The sequence below is a fragment of the Burkholderia sp. RF4-BP95 genome, from assembly GCF_001521985.1.
Classification (GTDB): Bacteria; Pseudomonadota; Gammaproteobacteria; order Burkholderiales; family Burkholderiaceae; genus Burkholderia; species Burkholderia diffusa.
On the sequence record NZ_LOSX01000024.1, the window covers coordinates 1 to 18,696 of the forward strand.

Here is an 18,696-nt window from a genome sequence, read left to right on the forward strand (position 1 = left end):
CACTTCCGGCACTTCCGGCACTTCCGGCACTTCCGGCACTTCCGGCACTTCCGGCACGTCGGGTACCTCGGGCACCTCGGGCACCTCCGGTACCTCGGGTACCTCTGGTACGTCGGGTACTTCCGGTACCTCGGGTACTTCCGGCACTTCCGGCACTTCCGGCACCTCGGGCACTTCCGGCACGTCGGGCACTTCCGGTACGTCGGGCACTTCCGGTACGTCGGGCACTTCCGGCACCTCGGGCACCTCCGGTACCTCGGGCACTTCCGGTACATCGGGCACTTCCGGCACGTCGGGCACTTCCGGCACGTCGGGCACTTCCGGCACCTCGGGCACCTCCGGTACCTCGGGCACTTCCGGCACCTCGGGCACCTCCGGTACCTCGGGCACTTCCGGCACGTCGGGCACTTCCGGCACCTCGGGCACCTCCGGTACGTCGGGCACCTCCGGCACCTCGGGCACCTCCGGCACCAACGTCACCCCGCTCGGCAACGTCGTCCAGCAAACCGGCACGCTCGTCACGGCACTCGGCACGACGGTCGCGAACGGCGGTTCGCAGATCGGCGGCGTGCAAGTTCCGGGCACGAACCCGACGACGGCCACCAGCATCGGCAACGCGGTCACAAGCCTCGGCAACGGCGTGCAGTCGCTCGGCAACGGCGTCGCGGCCGGCCTCGGCTCGATCGGCGTGTCGCCGAACCCGCTCGGCCCGACGCTCACGTCGACCACCGGCCTGCTGACCGGCGCCGGCAGCGCGGTCAACAACCTCGGCAACGCGGTGACGAGCCTCGGCACCGGTCCGCTGTCGCCGCTCGCGCCGGCGACGACCCTGGTCGGCAGTCTGGTCAACACGGTCGGCACCGCGGTCAACTCGACCGCATCGGCGCTGAACACCGCGCTGAACAGCGCGCCGGTCCAGCAACTCGAGACGCAGCTCGGCAGCGTGATCAACCCGATCACGAACACGCTGACCGGCGGCGTCACGACGCCTGGCGCCACGCAGATGCTCGGTGGCGCGACCCTGCTCGGCGCCCCGCTCAGCGGCCTGCTGAACACGCTCGGCAGCGGCCTCGGCCTCGCCGGTACGCAGGTCGGCAACGCGACCGGCAACCCGGTCGGCACGAGCGCAGGCAGCAGCGTGTCCCAGCTCGGCAACACGGTGTCGTCGGCTGGCGGCCTGCTGTCCGGCGGCAGCTCCAGCAGCGGCACCAACCCGCTCGCGCCGATCACCGGCCTGCTCGGGACGCTGACGGGTGGGCTCGGCGGCGGCAGCAGCTCGAGCGGCTCCGGCGGCACCAGCGGGACGAGCGGCACCAGCGGCGGCCCGCTCGCGCCGATCACGGGCCTTCTCGGCACGGTGACGGGCGCGCTCGGCGGTCTCGGTTCGAGCGGTACGGGCGGCACCAGCGGCACAAGCGGTACCAGCGGCTCGGGCATCGGCGGCCTGCTTGCACCGGTCACCGGCCTCGTCAACTCGCTGACGCCGCTTGGCGCAAGCCTCACCGGCACGGTCACGACACCGGGCGGCAACCTGACCGGCAACCTCGGCGGTGCGCTGACGAGCGGCCCGGTCGGCACGCTGACGGGCTCGCTGACCTCGCCGGCCGGCGCGCTCGGTGCGCTCGGCACGGCCAGCCCGGGCGGCGCGGCCGGCACGGTGACGACGCCGTCCGGCAGCGGCGCCGTCACGGCCGGCCTCACCGGCAGTTCGAACGGCACCACCACGGCTGGCGCGACCAACCTGCTGGCACCGGTGACGAACCTGCTCGGCGGTCTGCTCGGCGCCGTCCCGAAGAAGTAACGCTTCACCTATCAGAACCACAGGCCAGTGGCCGGGCACATACCAATCCAAAGCCCGGCCGATGGCCGGCGTCACCCGCCAGGCGGGGGCGCCGGCCCTCATCCCGACGAGGATCCGATCATGAACTCCACGCTCGACGGCATCGCCGCGGTCCAGGACCGCCCACCCCGTTCCGCCACGCCATTCCGCGCGGGCCTGCTCGGCATCGCGGCCGGCCTCTTCGCGCTGTGGATCACACGCGACCAGCCGAACCTCGACGCGGCCACGCGCGCGGTCATCGCCAGCCTCGCGATCATCGGCACGATCGCGCTGCACGAAATCTTCATCTCGCGCGTCTACCTGCGCCCGAGCGCGGGACTGTCGCGGCAGGCCGTGCGCCCGCTCGGGCTCGCTCGCGTCGCGACGCGGCTCGGCGCGCTGACGTCGATCTACGCCGGCATCGGCATGATCTACTGGCTGCTGCCCGAATATCACGGCGCGTTCTACCTGCCGTTCTGGTCGCTGCTGCGCTCGCTCGCGCCGTACGTGATCGTCGCCGCGCCGTTCTACTTCGCGTGGATGGATCGCCACCAGCGCGAAACCGACGACGCGTACCTGCTGTGGGGCCGCTACCTGTTTCGCCGCGAGAAGCCCGCGAGCTGGCAGCCCGTGCGCGAGATGCTCGCCGGCTGGGGCGTGAAGGCGTTCTTCCTGCCGCTGATGACCGTCTACCTGTCGAAGGATGCCGATCACCTGAGTGCGTCGCTTGCGAACGCGCTGCACGCGCCGATGACGCTCGCGACGTTCGTATTCCTGTACGACCTGTCGTTCACGATGGACCTGATGTTCGGCACCGTCGGCTATCTGTGCACGTTCCGCATCCTCGACAGCCACGTGCGCACCGTCGAGCCGACCACGCTCGGCTGGGTCGCCGCGCTGATGTGCTACCAGCCGTTCTGGTCGCTGATCTCGAACAACTACATCCGCTACGAAGGCTCGCTGTTCTGGGACAACTGGCTGCTGTCCGCGCCGACGCTGCGCGTGATCTGGGGTGCGGCGATCATCCTGCTGCTGATGACCTACGCGCTGTCGACGATCTCGTTCGGGCTGCGTTTCTCGAACCTCACGAACCGCGGCATCATCACGTCGGGCCCGTATCGTTTCACGAAGCATCCGGCGTACATCACGAAGAATCTGTCGTACTGGATGGTGTCGGTGCCGTTCGTCGAACCGCTCGGCTGGCAGGTCGGGCTCATGCACTGCGCGGGGCTCGTCGCGGTCAATCTGATTTACTACACGCGGGCGAAGACGGAGGAACGTCATTTGATGCGTGATCCTGACTATCGCGCGTATGCCGAGTGGATCGCGCAGCATGGGTTGTTCGCGCGAATCAGGCAGGCGTTCGGGGCGCGGCAGGCGGTGTGAGGCGGCGACGGGCAGCCGGGGCAGCATGTGATTTCGAGACAACCGCCGGCAAACGGCATCGACACGCGCGCCCCCTTGCGACCAATTGTCGCGAAACACCCCGATTCCCCGCGTTTCGTCGCTTTTCTCCCGCAGTCCGATTGCCCGCCCCGTGCTCGTCGCGTATGGTGCTGACCGTCCGCGCGCCTGCCGCCCGGACCTCCGACCGTCGTCCCGCACGACGGCCGCGCGGGCCATGCCCGCCATCACCGTCTCCGCGGCACCGCCTTCGGCGCCGCGCGTTCATGAGGAGAGAGGCGTGATCCACAAAGTCCTGATCCTGTTCGCACTCTGCATCGCGGGCCTCGCCGCGATCGCCGCCGGTTTCCAGCACATCCCCAGCTGATTCGCGGCCCCGGCTCGCTCGCCGAGCCCGGGGGCCGCTGCCATTTCCTTTCCCCGTTTGCGATGAACCCCTTTCTCGATGCGCCCCGGGACGGGCGCCTTTTGCCATGCGTATCGACGTACAGCATTCCCAGCACGACATCGACGATGAACTCGACACGCTCTACGCGCGTCTGCACCAGCCGGGCCATCGCCTGCACGGCCTGCCGGCGGTCGCGCTCGGCGACTCGGGCCTGATCGTCCGCCACCGCGAGGCCGACGGCGAATACTTCCTTTACGTCGAGGATCCGTCGGCCCGGCAGCTCGCCGGCTACACGATCTTCAACCGGCTTCCCGAACTGCCGCGCCGCGCGGACCGCTACCTGCGCGCGCCGCACACGCGGCTGCGCGGGTCCGCGCAACGCAAGGGGCTCGCGACGACGCTGTATCGATGGGGCCTCGACGCGGGCCTGTGCCTGATCAGCGGCGCACGTCAGTCGATCGGCGCGGCGCAGCTCTGGACCGCGCTCGCGCACGACTACCGGCACGGCTTCGTCGACGTCGAAGGCCGCGCGCTGCGCTATCTCGGCGAGGCCGTCGCGGACGACGTGTACGGTGCGCTGCATACGCGCCGGCTGTTGCTCGGCAACGGATGGACACTCGGCGACCTGGCGCGCGCAACAGGGATGATCGATACGCTCGCCGCGGAGCGTCAGGACGTGAAGTTTCCGCGGGAAGGACGCGAGTGGCATCGCCTGCACCGCGTCGCGAACGCGCGCCACGTCGCTCACGCACCGATGCGATAATCCGTCGGATTCGCGCGGCGTCGCCGCGCAAGCCACCCTCCCCGACGGTCCTTGATGGCTACCGAACTCCGAACCGATTCCGAACGCCGCATCGACATCGTCGCGCTGTGCGGCAGCCTTCGTGCGCAGTCGTACAACGCGGCGCTGCTGGACGCAGCAGCACGCGTCGCGCCGCGCGGGATGCGCATCACGCGTTTCGATCGTCTCGGCGAGTTTCCGCTGTTCAATCCCGATACCGAATATCCGTCGCCGGCCGCGGTGCGCGACCTGATCGAGCGGCTGAACGCGGCGGACGGCGTGCTGATCGCGAGCCCGGAATACGCGCACGGCGTGACGGGCGTGATGAAGAACGCGTTGGACTGGGTCGTGGGATGCGAGGCCGTGGTGTACAAGCCGGTCGCGGTATTGAACGCGTCGCCGCGCGCGACGCATGCGGACGCGGCGCTGCGCGAAACGCTGTCGGTGATGTCGGCGTGCATCGTCGAGCGCGCGTCGATCACGTTGCCGATCCTCGGCAGTCAGCTCGACGCGGCGGGCATCGCCGCGCATCCGCCGTTCGCGTCGGCGCTGATCGACGCGCTGCACGCGCTGCGCGCGGCGATCGACGCGCAGGCGCCGGGTCGCTAGACGACAACCCGCGCGGCGGCCGGCCGAGGTCGTGCGTTATCGCGCCTTGGCGCGTGTGCTCTTCCTCGCGGGTTTCGTCGGCTTCGCGACCTTCGCGCGCGGCGCTTCCTTCTCGGGCTGGGCGCCGCCGCCGGCGAGATCCTCGAGCCACGCCAGCGCATCGATGTACGACATGAATTGCTGCAGGTATTCCGGCGACAATTCGCGCATCGTCGCGAGCGACCGATGCACGAGACTGTTCGAATTGAGCGGCCCCGCGTTGCGCGGCACCTGGTCGAGCGACTGGCGATACTGCTGTTCGGTGCGGACCTTCGACCACGTCGTGCGGAAGTAATCGATCAGTTCGGGATCGATCCCGCTTCGATCGGCCTGCGCATCGCGCGCGAGCTGCTCGACGAGCCCGCCGAGCAGGCCGCGCGCGGGCGCCGGGGCGGCGGCTTGCGCCGTCTCGCTCGCGGCTGCCGTCTCACCGGCTCGCGAGACGATCTCCGCAAACCCTTCCAGCAGCGTCGCGAGCCGCGCATCGAGCAACGCGCGCGCGTCGCCGTCGAGCACGGCCGCGCGCTTTTCGAGCGCGTCGAGCCGATGGAAGCGCACCGGATCCAGCCGGTCGGCGCCCTGCTCGCGCCACGCGTCGAGCGTCGCGCGCACGTGCGTCGCGTCGTCCGTCACTTCGCCTTCCCTCCGCTCGATGCGGTCTTGCGCGGCACCGGCGCGATCTCCACGCGGCGGTTCTTCGCGCGGCCTTCATCGTCCGCATTCGAGCTGACCGGCTGCTCGGAGCCGAACGCGGCCGCGAACACCGACGGCGCCGGCACGCCGGCGTCGATCAGCGCACGCGTGACCGTCAGCGCGCGCTTGGCCGACAGTTCCCAGTTGTCCGCGAACTGGCGGTTGCCGGCGCGCACCTGCTGGTCGTCGGCGAAGCCGCTGATCATCAGGATCTCGTCGCGCGTCTTCAGGTACGCGGCCAGCGGCGCGGCGAGCGTCTTCAGCAGATCGCGGCCCTCGGGCTGCAGCTGGTCGGAGTTCAGCGCGAACAGCACGTTGCCGCTGATGCCGATGCGTCCGTTCACGAGCGTCACGCGGCCGGCCGCGAGCGGCCCGGCGAGCGCCTCTTCGAGCGACTTGCGCTGCTGCGCTTCCTGCTGGCGCGCGCGCACGGCTTCCTCGAGCTTCGACGTGAGCTGCAGCTGCATGCCGATCACGCCGACGAGGATCAGCACGAATGCACCGAGCAGCACCGACATCAGGTCGGCGAACGCGGGCCACACCGGCGCGGAAGGCGCGCCGTCGTCGATTTCGTCGTGCATGCGTTACGCTCCGACCGATGCCCGCCGACCGGCGATCTGCTGCAGGTCCTCGACGATCTGCTTCTGCGACATCATGCTCAGATCGATCACCTCGCGCGCCTGCGCGACGTAGTACTCGAGCTGCTCGTCGCTGCGCGCGAGCGATTTCTCGAGCGCGGCCTCGATACGCTGCAGGTGGTTCAGCAGCTTGTCGTTCGATTCGCCGAACACCTGCACGGCCGCACCGAATGCATCGCCGAGGCTCGCGACCTCGACCGCCCCCGCCGTGACCTGCGCGGCCACCGAATCGAGCTTGCGCGTTTCGGCATCGACGGTGTCGTTGAAGCGCGCGCCGACGCGGTCGAGCAGGTCGGCCGACGTGCTGACGAGCGCGTCGATCGCGGTGCGCTGCTCGGTCGACGCGTGGTTGACTGCGCCGAGCAGCGTTTCGAGCGTCGCGAGCAGGCGGCTGCGCTCCTCGAGCATCGCGGTGTCGCGCACCATGCTGTCGGACAGACGCTGGCGCAGCTCGGCGACGACATCGGCCGCGGCCTTCGGCGCTTCGGATGCGGCCTGCACGAGGCGCGAGATTTCGTTGATCGTGTCGCTCGCGTGCACCTGCGCCTGTGCCGTGATGTCGTTCGCGGTGCGGGTCAGCGTGTCGCAGATGTCCTGCTGGCGCGTCGCGGCCTGTGCGCTCGTCCGCGCCCATTCGTCGCGCAGCGCGGCGGCCATGGCAGCGAGCGAGTCGTTCCATGCGGACAGGCGTGCTTCGTCGCGCGCGGCCAGTTGCGTTTGCAGGCTCGCGTGCGATTCGCGAATCGTCGACAGCAGGTCGTTCGAACGTTGTTCGAACGTAGACGCCTGTGCCGTGAGATCGCGTGTCGTTTGCGCGAGCGCGTCGCAGATTTCCTGCTGACGGCCCGCGCTGTGCACGCCTGCGCGCTGCCATTCGTCGCCGAGCTTCGTCGCCATCGCGGCCAGCGACGCATTCCACGCCGCCAGACGTTCTTCGTCACGCGCGGCCAGTTGCGTTTGCAGGCCCGCGTGCGATTCGCGAATCGTCGACAACAGGTCGTTCGAACGTTGTTCGAACGTGGACGCCTGTACGGTGAGATCGCGCGTCGTTTGCGCCAGCGCATCGCAGATTTCCTGCTGACGGCCCGCGCTGTGCACGCCCGCGCGCTGCCATTCGTCGCCGAGCTTCGCGGCCATCGCGGCCAGCGACGCGTTCCACGTCGCCAGACGTTCTTCGTCACGCGCGGCCAGTTGCGTTTGCAGGCCCGTGTGCGAATCGCGAATCGTCGCAAGCAGATCGGTCGAGCGTTGTTCGAACGTGGACGCTTGCGCGGTCAGATCGCGCGTCGTTTGCGCGAGCGCATCGCAGATTTCCTGCTGACGGCCCGCGCTGTGCACGCCCGCACGTTGCCACTCGTCGCTGAGCTTCGTCGTCATCGCGGCCAGCGAAGCATTCCACGTCGCCAGACGTTCTTCGTCACGCGCGGCCAGTTGCGTTTGCAGGCCCGTGTGCGATTCGCGAATCGTCGACAGCAGATCGTTCGAGCGTTGTTCGAACGTGGACGCTTGCGCTGTGAGATCGCGCGTCGTCTGCGCCAGCGCATCGCAGATTTCCTGCTGACGGCCCGCGCTGTGCGCGCCCGCGCGCTGCCATTCGTCGCCGAGCTTCGCGGCCATCGCGGTCAGCGACGCATTCCACGCCGTCAGGCGTTCCTCGTCGCGCGCGGCCAGTTGCGTTTGCAGCGCCGCATGCGACTCGCTCATCGCGGCAAGCGCCGCGCCCGAATGCCGCTCGAACGTCGCGGCGGCTTCGCCGAGCGCCTGGGCATGCTGGCCGGCCAGCGTCTCGCCGACCTGCTCCTGGCGCGCGAGCGCATCGCGCCACGCATCGGACAACCGGCTTTCGGTCGATTCGAGGCGCGTCGCGACGCCGTCGAGCAGGTCCGTCGAACGCTGCGCGAAGGTGTCGGTGAACTGGCCGAGCGTCGTTTGCAGCTGCTGCGCGACCGCATCGCCCGCGCGGCGCTGCTCGTCGAGCGCGCGATTCCAGACGGCCGTCACGTTCCCGGTGGTCTTCTCGAAACCGTCGGTCAGCCCGTCGAGCTGACGCTGCACGGCGCCCGTCACGGTGTCGCGCAGCGCGGCCATCTCCTGCGCGAGCCCCGCCATCGTCGCCGCGACGACCGGCTGCAACGCGGCACCGGCCACGCGCGCGCTCTCGGCGGCGCTTTCCTTCAGCGCGTCGCCGACGTTCGATGCCAGGCCCGCATACGCGCGCTCGGTCCGATCGAAGAACGCCTGCTGGCTTTCGATCTGGCGATCGTGCAGCGCGACGCTGCGCGCCTCGAGCGTCGTCATCATCGTCTGCAGCCGGTCGACCAGCGCCGGCATCACGTCGGCCTGGCGCTGCAGCAGCCGGAACGATTCGTCGCGCTGGTGCGCGGACGAATGCACGCGCAGCGTCGTCGCGATCTTCGCGTCGAGCTGCTGGCCCGCGTCGAGCCGTTCGCGGCGCACGAGCGCGGACAGAAGGCCGAGCATCGCGGACGTCGCGACACCCGCGATCGACGTGCCGAACGCGAAACCGAGCCCCTTCACCGGCGCGATCAGCGACGCGCGGATCGCGTCGAGATCGGTCGCGCTTTCGAGCGCGGCGCCCGTGCCCTTCAGCGTCACGACCATCCCGAGCAGCGTGCCGAGCATGCCGAGCAGCACGAGCAGGCCGACCAGATACGGCGTGAGCGACGGCCCCGGCAGCGCGACGCGCGCGCCTTCGACGCGTGCCCGCACGGCACCGCGCAGGCCCGTGGGCAGCGTATCGAGCCACGTGTCGAGCTTGGCCGGCGGTTCGGTCAGGCCGGCCACCGCGCGCGACAGCGCGGCGGTGGCCTGCCGGTAGCGCCGCAGTTCCCACGCACCGGCGACGTAGCACGCGCCGATCAGCAGCGTGACGGCCGTCGCGAGCGGGTTCGACGCGATATAGCCGACGCCGATCCAGCACACTGCGAGCAGACCGGCGATGAAGACAACGAGATCAAGACGAATTCTGGACATAGCGTAGGGATTAGCAGGTACGAAGGGCCGCGAGCAGCCCGTCTACCGTTTGAAACCGGACTTCGAGTTCGGCGAGCAGGATGCTTTGCATCTCGTTGCGGAACGTGTCGAGCCACGTGCCGGGCACGATCGCCGCGACGGACGGTGCGTCGCCGTCGACAGCGGCGTCGGCCGCCGCTTGCGCATCGGCGAGCGCCTGCCGCTCCGCGTCGCGCAGCCGCTCGAAGCGCGTGCCGAGCAGCGCGGGCACGGCGGACAGCAGGCTGCGCTCGCGCGCGCCGAGCACGCGCTCCATGATCGCGTCGAGCGTCGCGAGCCGCGCCATCCCGGACGAGCGCGCGGCGACCGCGACCCGCAGGCGGCCGCGCAACTGGCCGATCGCGGTCTCCATTTCCTGCTGGAGCGACACACAGCTCTGGCGGAAATCGGCGAAGTCGGCCGTGTCGGCCGGCGGCGGCGGCAACTCGCCGGGGCGCCGCCGCGTGCGCGGGCGGTGGGCGGCCGTGATCGCCTGCGCGAGGTCGTGACGCACGCGCGCGCAGTCACGCTCCGCGTCGTAACCACGCACGCCGGCCGCGACGCCGGGCGGGCTCGCATTCAGCGCGGACGACAGCGTGATCGCGTCGGTCCAGCCGAGCCACTGGCTCAGGCGGTCCGACAGCGTCTGCCGGGATTCCGCGACGTCGGCATCGGTCAGGCGCGCGAGCAGCCGGACGAGCGTCGGGCCGCTCAGTGCCGGGCGCGGGGGTGCTTGCACCATGCTGCAAACCGTCAAAAAAGGCAGCAGTTTACACGTCGTCGGGAGGTCGACCGCCAGAATCGGGGAAGCGGCCCGCCCCGGCATGCCGCGCAACCGGCCCGAACGCCCGCAGCACAAGGCTCGCGGGCCGATCGCCGGGGATTCCCGGTGCGCCGGCGCGGCGCCGGCCACGCATCCGGACGGTCTCCGAAGCCGCCCCGGCGGGCGCCGGTTCACGCCGGACCATAATGTTCGCGCGCATGCGTTTCCATCACTGACGTGCGGTACCATCGCGACACCCGCCGCGCGATTCGCGCCCGATGCGGGCCCGCGTCGATTTGCAGCCGGCGCGCGGGCCGCCGGACGCACATGGATATCCGGCCGATATCCGCGGGACGCAGGCGGCGCCCCGGGAGACGGGCGCCGCCGCCCATGACAACGACTGATAACAGACGGGCCTGCCCGACCGCTCACGATGCTTTCCGACTTCGTCGCGCGCCTGCGCGAGCGCTTCAGCAAACCGCCAACCCGGCAGGACTTCGCCGACCGCCTGATCGCCGCGCTGCGCGCGACCGGCGACACGCGCGAGTGGCTTCACGAGGACGACAAGGGCCGTCTCGTGCAAGCGGATGTCCCGTCGAACATCATCAACCTGCACAACCTGTTCCGCGACTACGCGGACGCGAAGCCGGCCGAGCGCGAAGCGACGCTGCAGCGCCAGGCGAGCGCGATGATGCAGCACGAGATTCCGGCGAACTTCGCGGACGTCCGCGCGCGGCTGCGCCCCGTGATCCGCAGCGCGACCGAGCGCGGCACGGTCGCGCTGCAGCTCGCCGGGCAGCCCGCCGCGTCGGAAGTCGCGTTCCGGACGCTGTGCGAGAACCTCGAGATCGGCATCGCGTACGACGGCGAATTCAGCGTCGCGCGGCTGACGAGCGCACGGCTCGCCGAATGGGGCGTCAGCTTCGACGACGCATGCGACATCGCGATCGACAACCTGCGCGGTGCGTCGTCGACGCCGTGGGCCGCATTGCGCGACGGCGTGTTCCTGTCGCAGTTCGGCGACTACTACGACGCGGCGCGGCTATTGCTGACCGACCTGCTGCACCGCCAGCCGATCTCCGGCGCGCCGGTGGTAATGGCGCCGAACCGGGCCGTGCTGCTGCTCACCGGCGACCGCAACGCGGCCGGGCTCGCGACGATGGTCGAACTCGCGGAACAGGCGCGCGCGCAGCCGCGTCCGCTGCCGCCGCTGATGCTGCGCTGGGACGGCGCCGCGTGGCGGAATTTCGTTCCGGCAGGGCTGGAAGCGAAGCTGCACGCGTTGCGCGTGGACGAGCTCGCGGGCGACTACCAGGATCAGCGGACGCTGCTGGACGACCTCCACAAGCGGGACGGCATCGACGTCTTCGTGGCGTCGTACACCGTGTACCGGCGGCAGAACGGCGAGCTGTTCAGCGTCGGCGTGTGGAGCGACGGCGTGCCGACGCTGCTGCCCGAGACGGACATCGTCGTGCTCTATCGGGAATCGACGCGGCAGTCGGCGCACGTGCCGATGGCCGCGCTGCGGGACGCCTGCGGCGACCTGATGACGGCCACCGCGCACCGGCCGGTGCGGTATGAAGTGACGGCGTTTCCGGATGACGCGCGGTTCGCGGCCCTGCTCGAACGGTTTCCGGCGGCGTGACGCGCGCTTGCGCAGGCAGGGGGCGGTGACTCGGGGCCGTGGCTCCACCGGTCACGCCACGTGCCGGAATGACCGGCCGTGGCGGCATGCCGGTCGGGAATGCAACGGCGAGACTGCCTGCCGTCAGATCCCCGCCTTCGGCGCGTTCAGGATCAGCCGCAGGCCGAGCAGCGTGATCGCGCCGGCCGCGACGCGGTCGACCCACTTCTTCGCGCGCAGATAGAGTTCGCGCGGCCGGCGGGTCGAGAAGCACAGCGCGACGAGCGTGTACCAGCCGAATTCGACGCCGAACACGAGCGGCGGCAGCGCCAGGTAGCACCAGAGCGGCGGATGCTGCGGCAACAGCGCAGCGAAGATGCTGCCGTACCAGATCGCCGTCTTCGGGTTGCTGAGCTGGGTCGTGAGGCCGGTCCAGAACGACTTGCGCGCGCTGCCGGCGACGACGGCCTGCGAATCGTCCATCGCGATCGGCCGGTCGGCGCCGCGCCAGATCTTCGACGCCATGTAGATCAGGTATGCGCCGCCCGCGAGCTTGAGGCCCACGTACAGCCATTCGACCGCCTGCAGCAGCGTGTAGAGCCCGGCCAGCGCGACGCCGCCGAACACGATCCCGCCGACGCCCATGCCGAGCGCGGTCGCGAGCCCGTCGCGGCGCGACAGCCCGATCGAATTGCGGGCGACCAGCACGAAACTCGGGCCCGGAATCATCGCGCCAAGCCACAGCGCGGCCAGAATGGCGAGTACGGCAGCCGATGCAGTCATCGAAGTCTCCTTGATCAGCGACGCCGAAGCGCCGGCGCCCGCGTGTCGATTCCCGACGGTGAAGTCGACGATTCTGGCACGCTTCGCGTGCCGCCGGAAGCACCCGCGCGCTGCTATGCTGGGTGCCGTTTCCGCCATCGCGCCACGCCCCCATGATCGAGATCCGCGCCGCCCGCTATCCCGACGATGCCGCCGTCGTCGACGCGATTTTCCGCGAGTACATCGCGAGCCCCACGGTCAGCCTCGCGTTCCAGGACTATGAGCCCGAGCTCGCCGCGCTGCCGGGAAAATACGCGGCGCCGCGCGGGCAATTGTTGCTCGCGTGGCGCGGCGAGCGCGCGGTCGGCTGCGCGGCGTTTCGCGAAATCGACGCGACGACGTGCGAGATGAAGCGCGTATACGTGCGCCCCGAAGCGCGCGGACTGAACGTCGGCCGCCAGCTCGTCGAACGGCTGCTGCGCGACGCGAAGGCGGCCGGTTATGCGCGGATGTGTCTCGACGTGCTGCCCGAATTCGCCGCTGCAAGGCAACTGTATGATTCGCTCGGCTTCACGCCCGCGCCGCCGGTGGCGTTCAATCCGGTGCCCGGCACCGCGTTTCTCGGGCGGGATCTGTGATGGGCACGACCGCGCGCCGCGCGCTCCTCGCGCTCCTCGCCGCGCTGTCGCCCGGCGCATGGGCCGACGGCCTGCCGCAATCCATCGCGACGCAACTGCCGTCCGGCTTCCAGCCGCTCGTCGCGCAAGCGGGGCCGGACCTCGGCGAAGGACGGCGCAGCTTTCTCGTCGTCGTGCATCGCGCGGCCGATTCGCGCGGGCAGCCGTCGCCCCGTCCGCTGCTGATCTTCGAGGAGCGGCGCGATCACGCGTACCGGCTCGCCGCGCGCAACGACCACGTGGTCCTGCGCGCGAACGAAGGCGGCCAGTGCGATCCGTTCGATCCGGAAGACGCCGCCGACAGCGGCCTCTCGGTGAAAGGCCGCTATTTCACCGTGCAGAACTTCGTCGCGTGCGGCCAGCACTGGAGCGACTACGTGACGTTCCGCTACGACCCGCGCACGCACGGCTGGCTGTTCGCCAGCGAGATCTACACCGAGTCGTTTCCGCTCGACGACAAGCCCGACGAAGTCACCGTCACGCGCGCCGATGCGCACCGGCCGGTGACGTTCGACCAATGGCGGCGCAAGGACTGAAAAACCGTCGGCGGACCATGTTCCGCCGCTTGCATCGGCGCAACTCGCCTCCCCCCGCCAACCGGTCTACCATAGGCGCTCGTCGCCGTTCGGACGCGCGCCGACGCGGCATGCGTCTTGCGCGCTACCCTTCCCACGTTGAACCAGCGCAGGAGGACGTCATGACGCAACACTTCGACGCGATCGTCATCGGCACGGGCCAGGCCGGTCCGCCGCTCGCCGCGCGGCTCGCGGGCGCCGGCATGAAAGTGGCGATCGTCGAGCGCGGCCGCTTCGGCGGCACCTGCGTGAACACCGGCTGCATTCCGACCAAGACGCTGATCGCGAGCGCGTACGCGGCGCAGCTTGCACGTCGCGCGGCCGAATACGGCGTGTCGGTCGGCCCCGTCAGCGTCGACATGAAGGCCGTGAAGGCGCGCAAGGACCGGATTTCCGGGCGCTCGAACCACGGCGTCGAACAATGGGTGCGCGGGCTCGAGAACACGACCGTGTTTCAGGGTCATGCCCGATTCGAGCGGGCGAATGCGGTACGCGTCGGCGACGACGTGCTCGAAGCCGACCGCATCTTCATCAACGTCGGCGGGCGCGCGCAAATTCCGCCGATGCCGGGCCTCGACTCGGTCCCGTACCTGACCAACTCGACGATGATGGACGTCGACTTCCTGCCCGAGCATCTCGTGATCGTCGGCGGCAGCTACGTGGGGCTCGAATTCGGTCAGATGTACCGCCGCTTCGGCTCGCAGGTGACGATCGTCGAGAAAGGGTCGCGTCTGATCCGGCGCGAGGACGAGGACGTCTCGCAGGCCGTGCACGAGATTCTCGCGAACGAAGGCATCGACGTGCAGCTCGATGCGAACTGCCTGACCGCGCGACGCGACGGCGACGGCGTCGCGGTCGGCCTGGACTGCACCGGCGGCCGCCGCGAGGTCGCGGGCTCGCACCTGCTGCTCGCGGTCGGCCGCGTGCCGAACACCGACGATCTCGGGCTCGAGCAGGCCGGCGTCGCGGTCGACGCGCGCGGCTACATCACCGTCGACGATCAACTGCGCACCAACGTGCCCGGCATCTGGGCGCTCGGCGACTGCAACGGGCGCGGCGCATTCACGCACACCGCGTACAACGACTACGAGATCGTCGCGGCGAACCTGCTCGACGACGATCCGCGCAAGGTGACCGACCGCATCGCCGCGTACGCGATGTACATCGATCCGCCGCTCGGCCGCGTCGGCATGACGCTCGCGGAAGCGAGGCAGACCGGCCGCCGGCTGCTGGTCGGCACGCGGCCGATGACGCGGGTCGGCCGCGCGGTCGAAAAAGGCGAGAGCCAGGGTTTCATGAAGGTGATCGTCGACGCGGACAACCATGCGATCCTCGGTGCGTCGATCCTCGGCGTGACGGGCGACGAGGTCGTGCACGGGTTGCTCGACGTGATGGCCGCCGGCGCGCCGTACACGACGATCAGCCGCGCGATGCACATCCACCCGACCGTGTCGGAGCTCGTGCCGACGCTGCTGCAGGACCTGCATCCGGTCGAATGACGCGCGACGGGCGTGCCGGCCGACAACGACGGCACGCCCCGCGCATTCGCGCATCAGGTCTCGAAGTACCGCGGCCGGTCGATGTCGGCCAGCAACCCCGGCTGCACCGGCGCCCAGTCGAGCAGCGCGCGCGTGCGCTCGCTCGTTGCGGGCGCATCCATTCCCGCGAACATCGCGAACCAGCCGAAGTGCTCGCCCGCTTGCGCGGCCGATTTCGACACGACCGGCACGTTCAGCCGGCGACCGATCACGTCCGCGATCGCGCGAAACGGCACGCCCGTATCGTCGACCGCGTGATAGCGTGCGCCGGACGCGCCGCGTTCGACCGCGAGCCGGTACACGCGCGCCGCATCGAGCCGGTGCACGGCCGGCCAGCGGTTGCCGCCGTCGCCGAGATACGCCGACGCGCCCTTCTCCCTCGCGAACGCGATCAGGCGCGGCACGAAGGCGTGATCGCCGTCGCCGTGCACGGACGGCGGCAGGCGCACGACCGACGCGCACACGCCGCGCGCGGCCAGCGCGGCCGCCGTCGCTTCCGACGCGCGCGGATAAGTCGCCGACACCGGCACGTGCGGATCGTCCTCCGTCGCCGCGCGGCCGGGCGCGACGAGCGCGAGGCCCGACGTGACGATCAGCGGCCGCGCCGACCCCGCGAGCGCCGCACCGATCGTCTCGATCGCGCGGCGGTCGAGCTCGCAGTTTTCCGCGAAGCGCGAGAAGTCGTGATTGAATCCCGTGTGGATCACCGCGTCGACGGCCTCGGCGCCGCGCGTCAGGCTGTCGAGATCCTCCAGCGACCCGCGATGGACCTCGGCACCCGCTGCCGCGACCGCCTCGGCGGCCGCGTCGGAACGCGCGAGACCGAGCACCGCATGCCCGGCGGCCACGAGTTCCGCAACGACCGCGGAGCCGACGAAACCCGACGCTCCCGTTACAAAGACACGCATTTCGACACCTCCGAATGAATGAGAGGCTTACTATCTGTCGACCGTCACGCGCGGTGAAGACGTGACGGTTTACCGGTAAACGAACTAACAGGCTATGGCTGACGCATCCGACAACCTGCTCGGCGCGTACCTTCGGGACCGCCGCGAGAAACTCGATCCGGCCGCGCTCGGGCTGCCCGTCGCGCGCCGCCGCACGCCGGGCCTGCGGCGCGAGGAAGTGGCGCAGCGCGCGCACGTGAGCGCCGCGTGGTACACGTGGCTCGAACAGGGCCGCGGCGGCGCGCCGTCGGCCGACGTGCTCGACCGGCTCGCGCGCGCGCTGCTGCTCAACGACGCCGAACGCGAGCATCTGTTCCTGATCGGCCTCGGCCATCCGCCCGAGGTGCGCTATCACGCGAGCAGCGACGTCACGCCGCGCCTGCAGCACGTGCTCGATTCGCTCGACGCCAGCCCCGCGATCGTGCGCACGGCGACGTGGGACGTCGTCGCGTGGAACGACGCGGCCGCCGCGACGCTGACCGACTATGCGACGCTGCCGCCGCCCGCGCGCAACATCCTTCGGCTGATCTTCGTCGATGCCGGGGTGCGCTACGCGCAGCAGAACTGGGAACGCGTCGCGCGGTTCGCGGTGGGCGCGTTTCGCGCCGACATCGCGCGCGGCGGGGCCACGCAGGCCGTGCAGACGTTCGTCGACGAGATGCGCGCGACGAGCGCCGAGTTCGACGCGATGTGGCGCGACCACGACATCCATTCGCATGACGAAGGAACGAAGGAGATTCGTCATCCGCAGGCCGGCCGGATCGCGCTCGAATACTCGGCATTCTCGGTGACCGGCCGCCCGGACCTGAGCCTCGTGATCTTCACGCCGGCGACGCCGGCCGATCGTGCGCGCATCCGGACGCTCGTCGCCGCGCGTGAAAAGGCCCGCGAACGGGCCGGCGAACCGAGCCTGCCGGCCGCGTAGCGCGTCGAAGTTGCGCGCGGCGCCGCGCCATCGCAATCCGCACTGACACCCAGTCGAATATTTAATTTTCACCTGGGCAAGCGCGCCTTTACCCTTTCGGCATCGCATCACAGGGCCACCGGCCCCCTGGAGCATTCCGATGACCGACCCCGGCACCGCGCAAGCCGTCCCCCGCCCGCACGCGGCTTCCGTATCCTGCGGCGCACTCGCGTTGCTGGTGCTCGCCGGCCTCAACCTGCGTCCGTTCCTGACCGCATTCGGCCCCGTCCTCGACATCGTGCGTGCCGACACGGGCCTCGGCTTCCGCGCGGCCGCGCTGCTGACCACGCTGCCGTTCGTGTTGATGGGCGTCGTCGCCGGCGTCGGCGTCGGGCTCGCGCGACGCGTCGGCGAGCAGCGCGCGCTCGCCACCGCGCTGGCGCTGATCGCCGCGGGCTGCGCCGCGCGGCTGTGGACCGGCAGCAGCATCGGGCTGGTCGTCACGGCGATCGTCGCGGGCGCGGGCGTCGCGGTGGTCCAGTCGCTCGCGCCGGGCCTCGCCAAGCGCTGGTTCGTCGACCGGCTGCCGCTCGCGATGGGCCTCTATTCGGCCGCGCTGGTCGGCGGCGGTGCATTCGGCGCGGTCGCGAGCCCGTGGCTCGCCGCGCACGGCGGCTGGCATCTGTCGCTCGCCGTCTGGGCCGTGCCCGCGCTCGTCACGCTCGCGCTGTGGCGCGCGAAGGCGCCGCGCGACGCGGTGCATGCCGCGACGGTTTCGGCGCCCGTCGCCGCGTTCGTCCGGATTCCGCGCGCATGGCAACTCGCGCTGTTCTTCGGCCTCAGCAACAGCGGCTACGCGAGTGTCGTCGCGTGGCTGCCCGCGTTCTATCGCAGCGTCGGCCTGAGCGCGCAAGCGAGCGGCAACCTGCTTGCGTGGATGGCGCTGTTCCAGGCCGCCGGCGCGCTCGCGATGCCGCTGCTCGCGAAACGCTCGCATGATCGCCGCCCCGTGCTGTGGCTCACGCTCGCGTTGCAGACGATCGGCTTCGTCGGCTTCGCGACGATGCCCGCGCTCGCGCCGGGGCTGTGGGTCGCGAGCGTCGGCGTCGGGCTCGGCGGCTTCTTCTCGATGAGTCTGATCGTCACGCTCGACCACGTGCCCGATGCGCGGCTCGCGGGCGCGCTCGCCGCGTTCGTGCAGGGCATCGGCTTCCTCATCGTCGCCGCGAGCCCCTGGCTGATCGGCTGGCTGCGCGACGCGGGCGGCAGCTTCGCGATCGCGTGGTGGCTGCATGTCGGCGTGATCGCGTCGATGGCCGCGTTGAATGCCGCGTTCTCGCCCGCCGGCTACCGCCGCAACATGGCGCGCATCGCCGGCGCCGCGCGCTGACACCGAACCACCGGATTCCCCGATCCGGACGAACGCCGGCATCTTCCGGCGCTCGTCCAGCCGCCCGCGCATGGCCGGGCGCGGGCCGTCACGCCCACCGGCCGCATTCGCTTCACCGCACACGACATCAATC

General features: G+C 70.4%; 17 protein-coding genes and 1 pseudogene. 11 read left to right on the forward strand and 7 right to left on the reverse strand.

From position 1 onward, the window contains the following. Positions 1–615, reverse strand: a pseudogene (locus tag WS46_RS36750) (highly repetitive protein); the annotation flags it as partial. On the opposite strand from WS46_RS36750, the gene WS46_RS09285 reads away from it, so the two are divergent. The 5 genes from WS46_RS09285 (at position 569) to WS46_RS09300 (ending at position 5,001) form a co-directional block, all read left to right on the forward strand. After that, on the forward strand, positions 569–1,801 hold the full coding sequence (locus WS46_RS09285) for a collagen-like triple helix repeat-containing protein (protein WP_059690298.1): 1,233 nt from the start codon (positions 569–571) through the stop codon (positions 1,799–1,801). The pseudogene WS46_RS36750 and the gene WS46_RS09285 overlap by 47 nt on opposite strands. A 120-nt stretch (positions 1,802–1,921) precedes the next feature. Next, positions 1,922–3,205 (forward strand): isoprenylcysteine carboxylmethyltransferase family protein, encoded by a 1,284-nt coding sequence (locus tag WS46_RS09290; RefSeq protein ID WP_059690299.1) that lies wholly within the window; start codon positions 1,922–1,924, stop codon positions 3,203–3,205. Positions 3,206–3,440: 235 nt separating this feature from the next. Continuing rightward, positions 3,441–3,590, forward strand: coding sequence for a hypothetical protein (locus WS46_RS35180; protein WP_156441416.1), 150 nt, complete (start codon positions 3,441–3,443; stop codon positions 3,588–3,590). A gap of 106 nt (positions 3,591–3,696) precedes the next feature. Continuing rightward, on the forward strand, positions 3,697–4,374 hold the full coding sequence (locus WS46_RS09295; RefSeq protein WP_059690300.1) for a hypothetical protein: 678 nt from the start codon (positions 3,697–3,699) through the stop codon (positions 4,372–4,374). Between the two features lie 54 nt (positions 4,375–4,428). Beyond that, positions 4,429–5,001 (forward strand): NADPH-dependent FMN reductase, encoded by a 573-nt coding sequence (locus WS46_RS09300; protein WP_059690301.1) that lies wholly within the window; start codon positions 4,429–4,431, stop codon positions 4,999–5,001. A 36-nt stretch (positions 5,002–5,037) separates the two neighbouring features. Here WS46_RS09300 and WS46_RS09305 read toward each other — a convergent pair whose 3' ends face one another. Genes WS46_RS09305 through WS46_RS09320 form a run of 4 tightly spaced genes read right to left on the reverse strand, consistent with a single transcriptional unit; the run spans position 5,038 to position 10,125 of the window. Beyond that, positions 5,038–5,673, reverse strand: coding sequence for a DUF2894 domain-containing protein (locus WS46_RS09305; protein WP_059690302.1), 636 nt, complete (start codon positions 5,671–5,673; stop codon positions 5,038–5,040). After that, a complete protein-coding gene (locus tag WS46_RS09310; protein WP_059531940.1) occupies positions 5,670–6,314 on the reverse strand; it encodes an OmpA family protein in 645 nt (214 codons plus the stop codon). The genes WS46_RS09305 and WS46_RS09310 overlap by 4 nt, the downstream gene beginning before the upstream one ends. 3 nt (positions 6,315–6,317) lie before the next feature. Further along, positions 6,318–9,365 carry a DUF802 domain-containing protein gene (locus WS46_RS09315; protein ID WP_059690303.1) on the reverse strand — a complete coding sequence of 1,016 codons (3,048 nt, stop codon included), beginning with the start codon at positions 9,363–9,365 and terminating at the stop codon, positions 6,318–6,320. 10 nt (positions 9,366–9,375) lie between these two features. Next, positions 9,376–10,125 (reverse strand): DUF3348 domain-containing protein, encoded by a 750-nt coding sequence (locus WS46_RS09320; RefSeq protein ID WP_059690304.1) that lies wholly within the window; start codon positions 10,123–10,125, stop codon positions 9,376–9,378. A gap of 454 nt (positions 10,126–10,579) precedes the next feature. Between WS46_RS09320 and WS46_RS09325 the strand changes: the two genes are divergently transcribed. Then, on the forward strand, positions 10,580–11,791 hold the full coding sequence (locus tag WS46_RS09325) for a hypothetical protein (protein WP_059690305.1): 1,212 nt from the start codon (positions 10,580–10,582) through the stop codon (positions 11,789–11,791). Between the two features lie 123 nt (positions 11,792–11,914). Here the strand turns inward: WS46_RS09325 and WS46_RS09330 are convergent, their stop codons facing one another. After that, positions 11,915–12,553: a LysE family translocator gene (locus WS46_RS09330; RefSeq protein WP_059690407.1), complete on the reverse strand. Its 639-nt coding sequence runs from the start codon at positions 12,551–12,553 to the stop codon at positions 11,915–11,917. A gap of 152 nt (positions 12,554–12,705) precedes the next feature. Between WS46_RS09330 and WS46_RS09335 the strand changes: the two genes are divergently transcribed. From WS46_RS09335 to WS46_RS09345, 3 genes are all read left to right on the forward strand, one after another. Continuing rightward, on the forward strand, positions 12,706–13,170 hold the full coding sequence (locus WS46_RS09335) for a GNAT family N-acetyltransferase (protein ID WP_059690306.1): 465 nt from the start codon (positions 12,706–12,708) through the stop codon (positions 13,168–13,170). Then, the gene (locus WS46_RS09340) at positions 13,170–13,745 is read left to right on the forward strand and encodes a hypothetical protein (protein ID WP_059690307.1); all 576 of its coding nucleotides are present in this window, start codon (positions 13,170–13,172) and stop codon (positions 13,743–13,745) included. Before WS46_RS09335 ends, WS46_RS09340 begins: the two co-directional genes overlap by 1 nt. Positions 13,746–13,906: 161 nt before the next feature. Continuing rightward, the gene (locus WS46_RS09345) at positions 13,907–15,283 is read left to right on the forward strand and encodes an FAD-containing oxidoreductase (protein ID WP_059690308.1); all 1,377 of its coding nucleotides are present in this window, start codon (positions 13,907–13,909) and stop codon (positions 15,281–15,283) included. 53 nt (positions 15,284–15,336) lie between these two features. On the opposite strand, the gene WS46_RS09350 is transcribed toward WS46_RS09345, so the two are convergent. Next, the gene (locus tag WS46_RS09350) at positions 15,337–16,230 is read right to left on the reverse strand and encodes an SDR family oxidoreductase (protein ID WP_059690309.1); all 894 of its coding nucleotides are present in this window, start codon (positions 16,228–16,230) and stop codon (positions 15,337–15,339) included. Positions 16,231–16,324: 94 nt separating this feature from the next. On the opposite strand from WS46_RS09350, the gene WS46_RS09355 reads away from it, so the two are divergent. Both WS46_RS09355 and WS46_RS09360 read left to right on the forward strand, forming a co-directional pair. After that, positions 16,325–17,194: a helix-turn-helix transcriptional regulator gene (locus WS46_RS09355; protein ID WP_059690310.1), complete on the forward strand. Its 870-nt coding sequence runs from the start codon at positions 16,325–16,327 to the stop codon at positions 17,192–17,194. 139 nt (positions 17,195–17,333) lie between these two features. Continuing rightward, entirely contained in the window at positions 17,334–18,563 is a 1,230-nt protein-coding gene (locus tag WS46_RS09360) for a cyanate transporter (protein WP_059690311.1), read from the forward strand. The last annotated feature ends 133 nt before the right edge of the window (positions 18,564–18,696 follow it).

Bases quoted from the DNA above. Each gene is read 5' to 3' on its own strand.
- WS46_RS09290 (WP_059690299.1), top strand. From the start codon at position 1,922: ATGAACTCCACGCTCGACGGCATCGCCGCGGTCCAGGACCGCCCACCC.
- WS46_RS35180 (WP_156441416.1), top strand. From the start codon at position 3,441: ATGCCCGCCATCACCGTCTCCGCGGCACCGCCTTCGGCGCCGCGCGTT.
- WS46_RS09295 (WP_059690300.1), top strand. From the start codon at position 3,697: ATGCGTATCGACGTACAGCATTCCCAGCACGACATCGACGATGAACTC.
- WS46_RS09300 (WP_059690301.1), top strand. From the start codon at position 4,429: ATGGCTACCGAACTCCGAACCGATTCCGAACGCCGCATCGACATCGTC.
- WS46_RS09310 (WP_059531940.1), bottom strand. From the start codon at position 6,314: ATGCACGACGAAATCGACGACGGCGCGCCTTCCGCGCCGGTGTGGCCC.
- WS46_RS09315 (WP_059690303.1), bottom strand. From the start codon at position 9,365: ATGTCCAGAATTCGTCTTGATCTCGTTGTCTTCATCGCCGGTCTGCTC.
- WS46_RS09320 (WP_059690304.1), bottom strand. From the start codon at position 10,125: ATGGTGCAAGCACCCCCGCGCCCGGCACTGAGCGGCCCGACGCTCGTC.
- WS46_RS09325 (WP_059690305.1), top strand. From the start codon at position 10,580: ATGCTTTCCGACTTCGTCGCGCGCCTGCGCGAGCGCTTCAGCAAACCG.
- WS46_RS09330 (WP_059690407.1), bottom strand. From the start codon at position 12,553: ATGACTGCATCGGCTGCCGTACTCGCCATTCTGGCCGCGCTGTGGCTT.
- WS46_RS09335 (WP_059690306.1), top strand. From the start codon at position 12,706: ATGATCGAGATCCGCGCCGCCCGCTATCCCGACGATGCCGCCGTCGTC.
- WS46_RS09340 (WP_059690307.1), top strand. From the start codon at position 13,170: ATGGGCACGACCGCGCGCCGCGCGCTCCTCGCGCTCCTCGCCGCGCTG.
- WS46_RS09345 (WP_059690308.1), top strand. From the start codon at position 13,907: ATGACGCAACACTTCGACGCGATCGTCATCGGCACGGGCCAGGCCGGT.
- WS46_RS09350 (WP_059690309.1), bottom strand. From the start codon at position 16,230: ATGCGTGTCTTTGTAACGGGAGCGTCGGGTTTCGTCGGCTCCGCGGTC.
- WS46_RS09355 (WP_059690310.1), top strand. From the start codon at position 16,325: ATGGCTGACGCATCCGACAACCTGCTCGGCGCGTACCTTCGGGACCGC.
- WS46_RS09360 (WP_059690311.1), top strand. From the start codon at position 17,334: ATGACCGACCCCGGCACCGCGCAAGCCGTCCCCCGCCCGCACGCGGCT.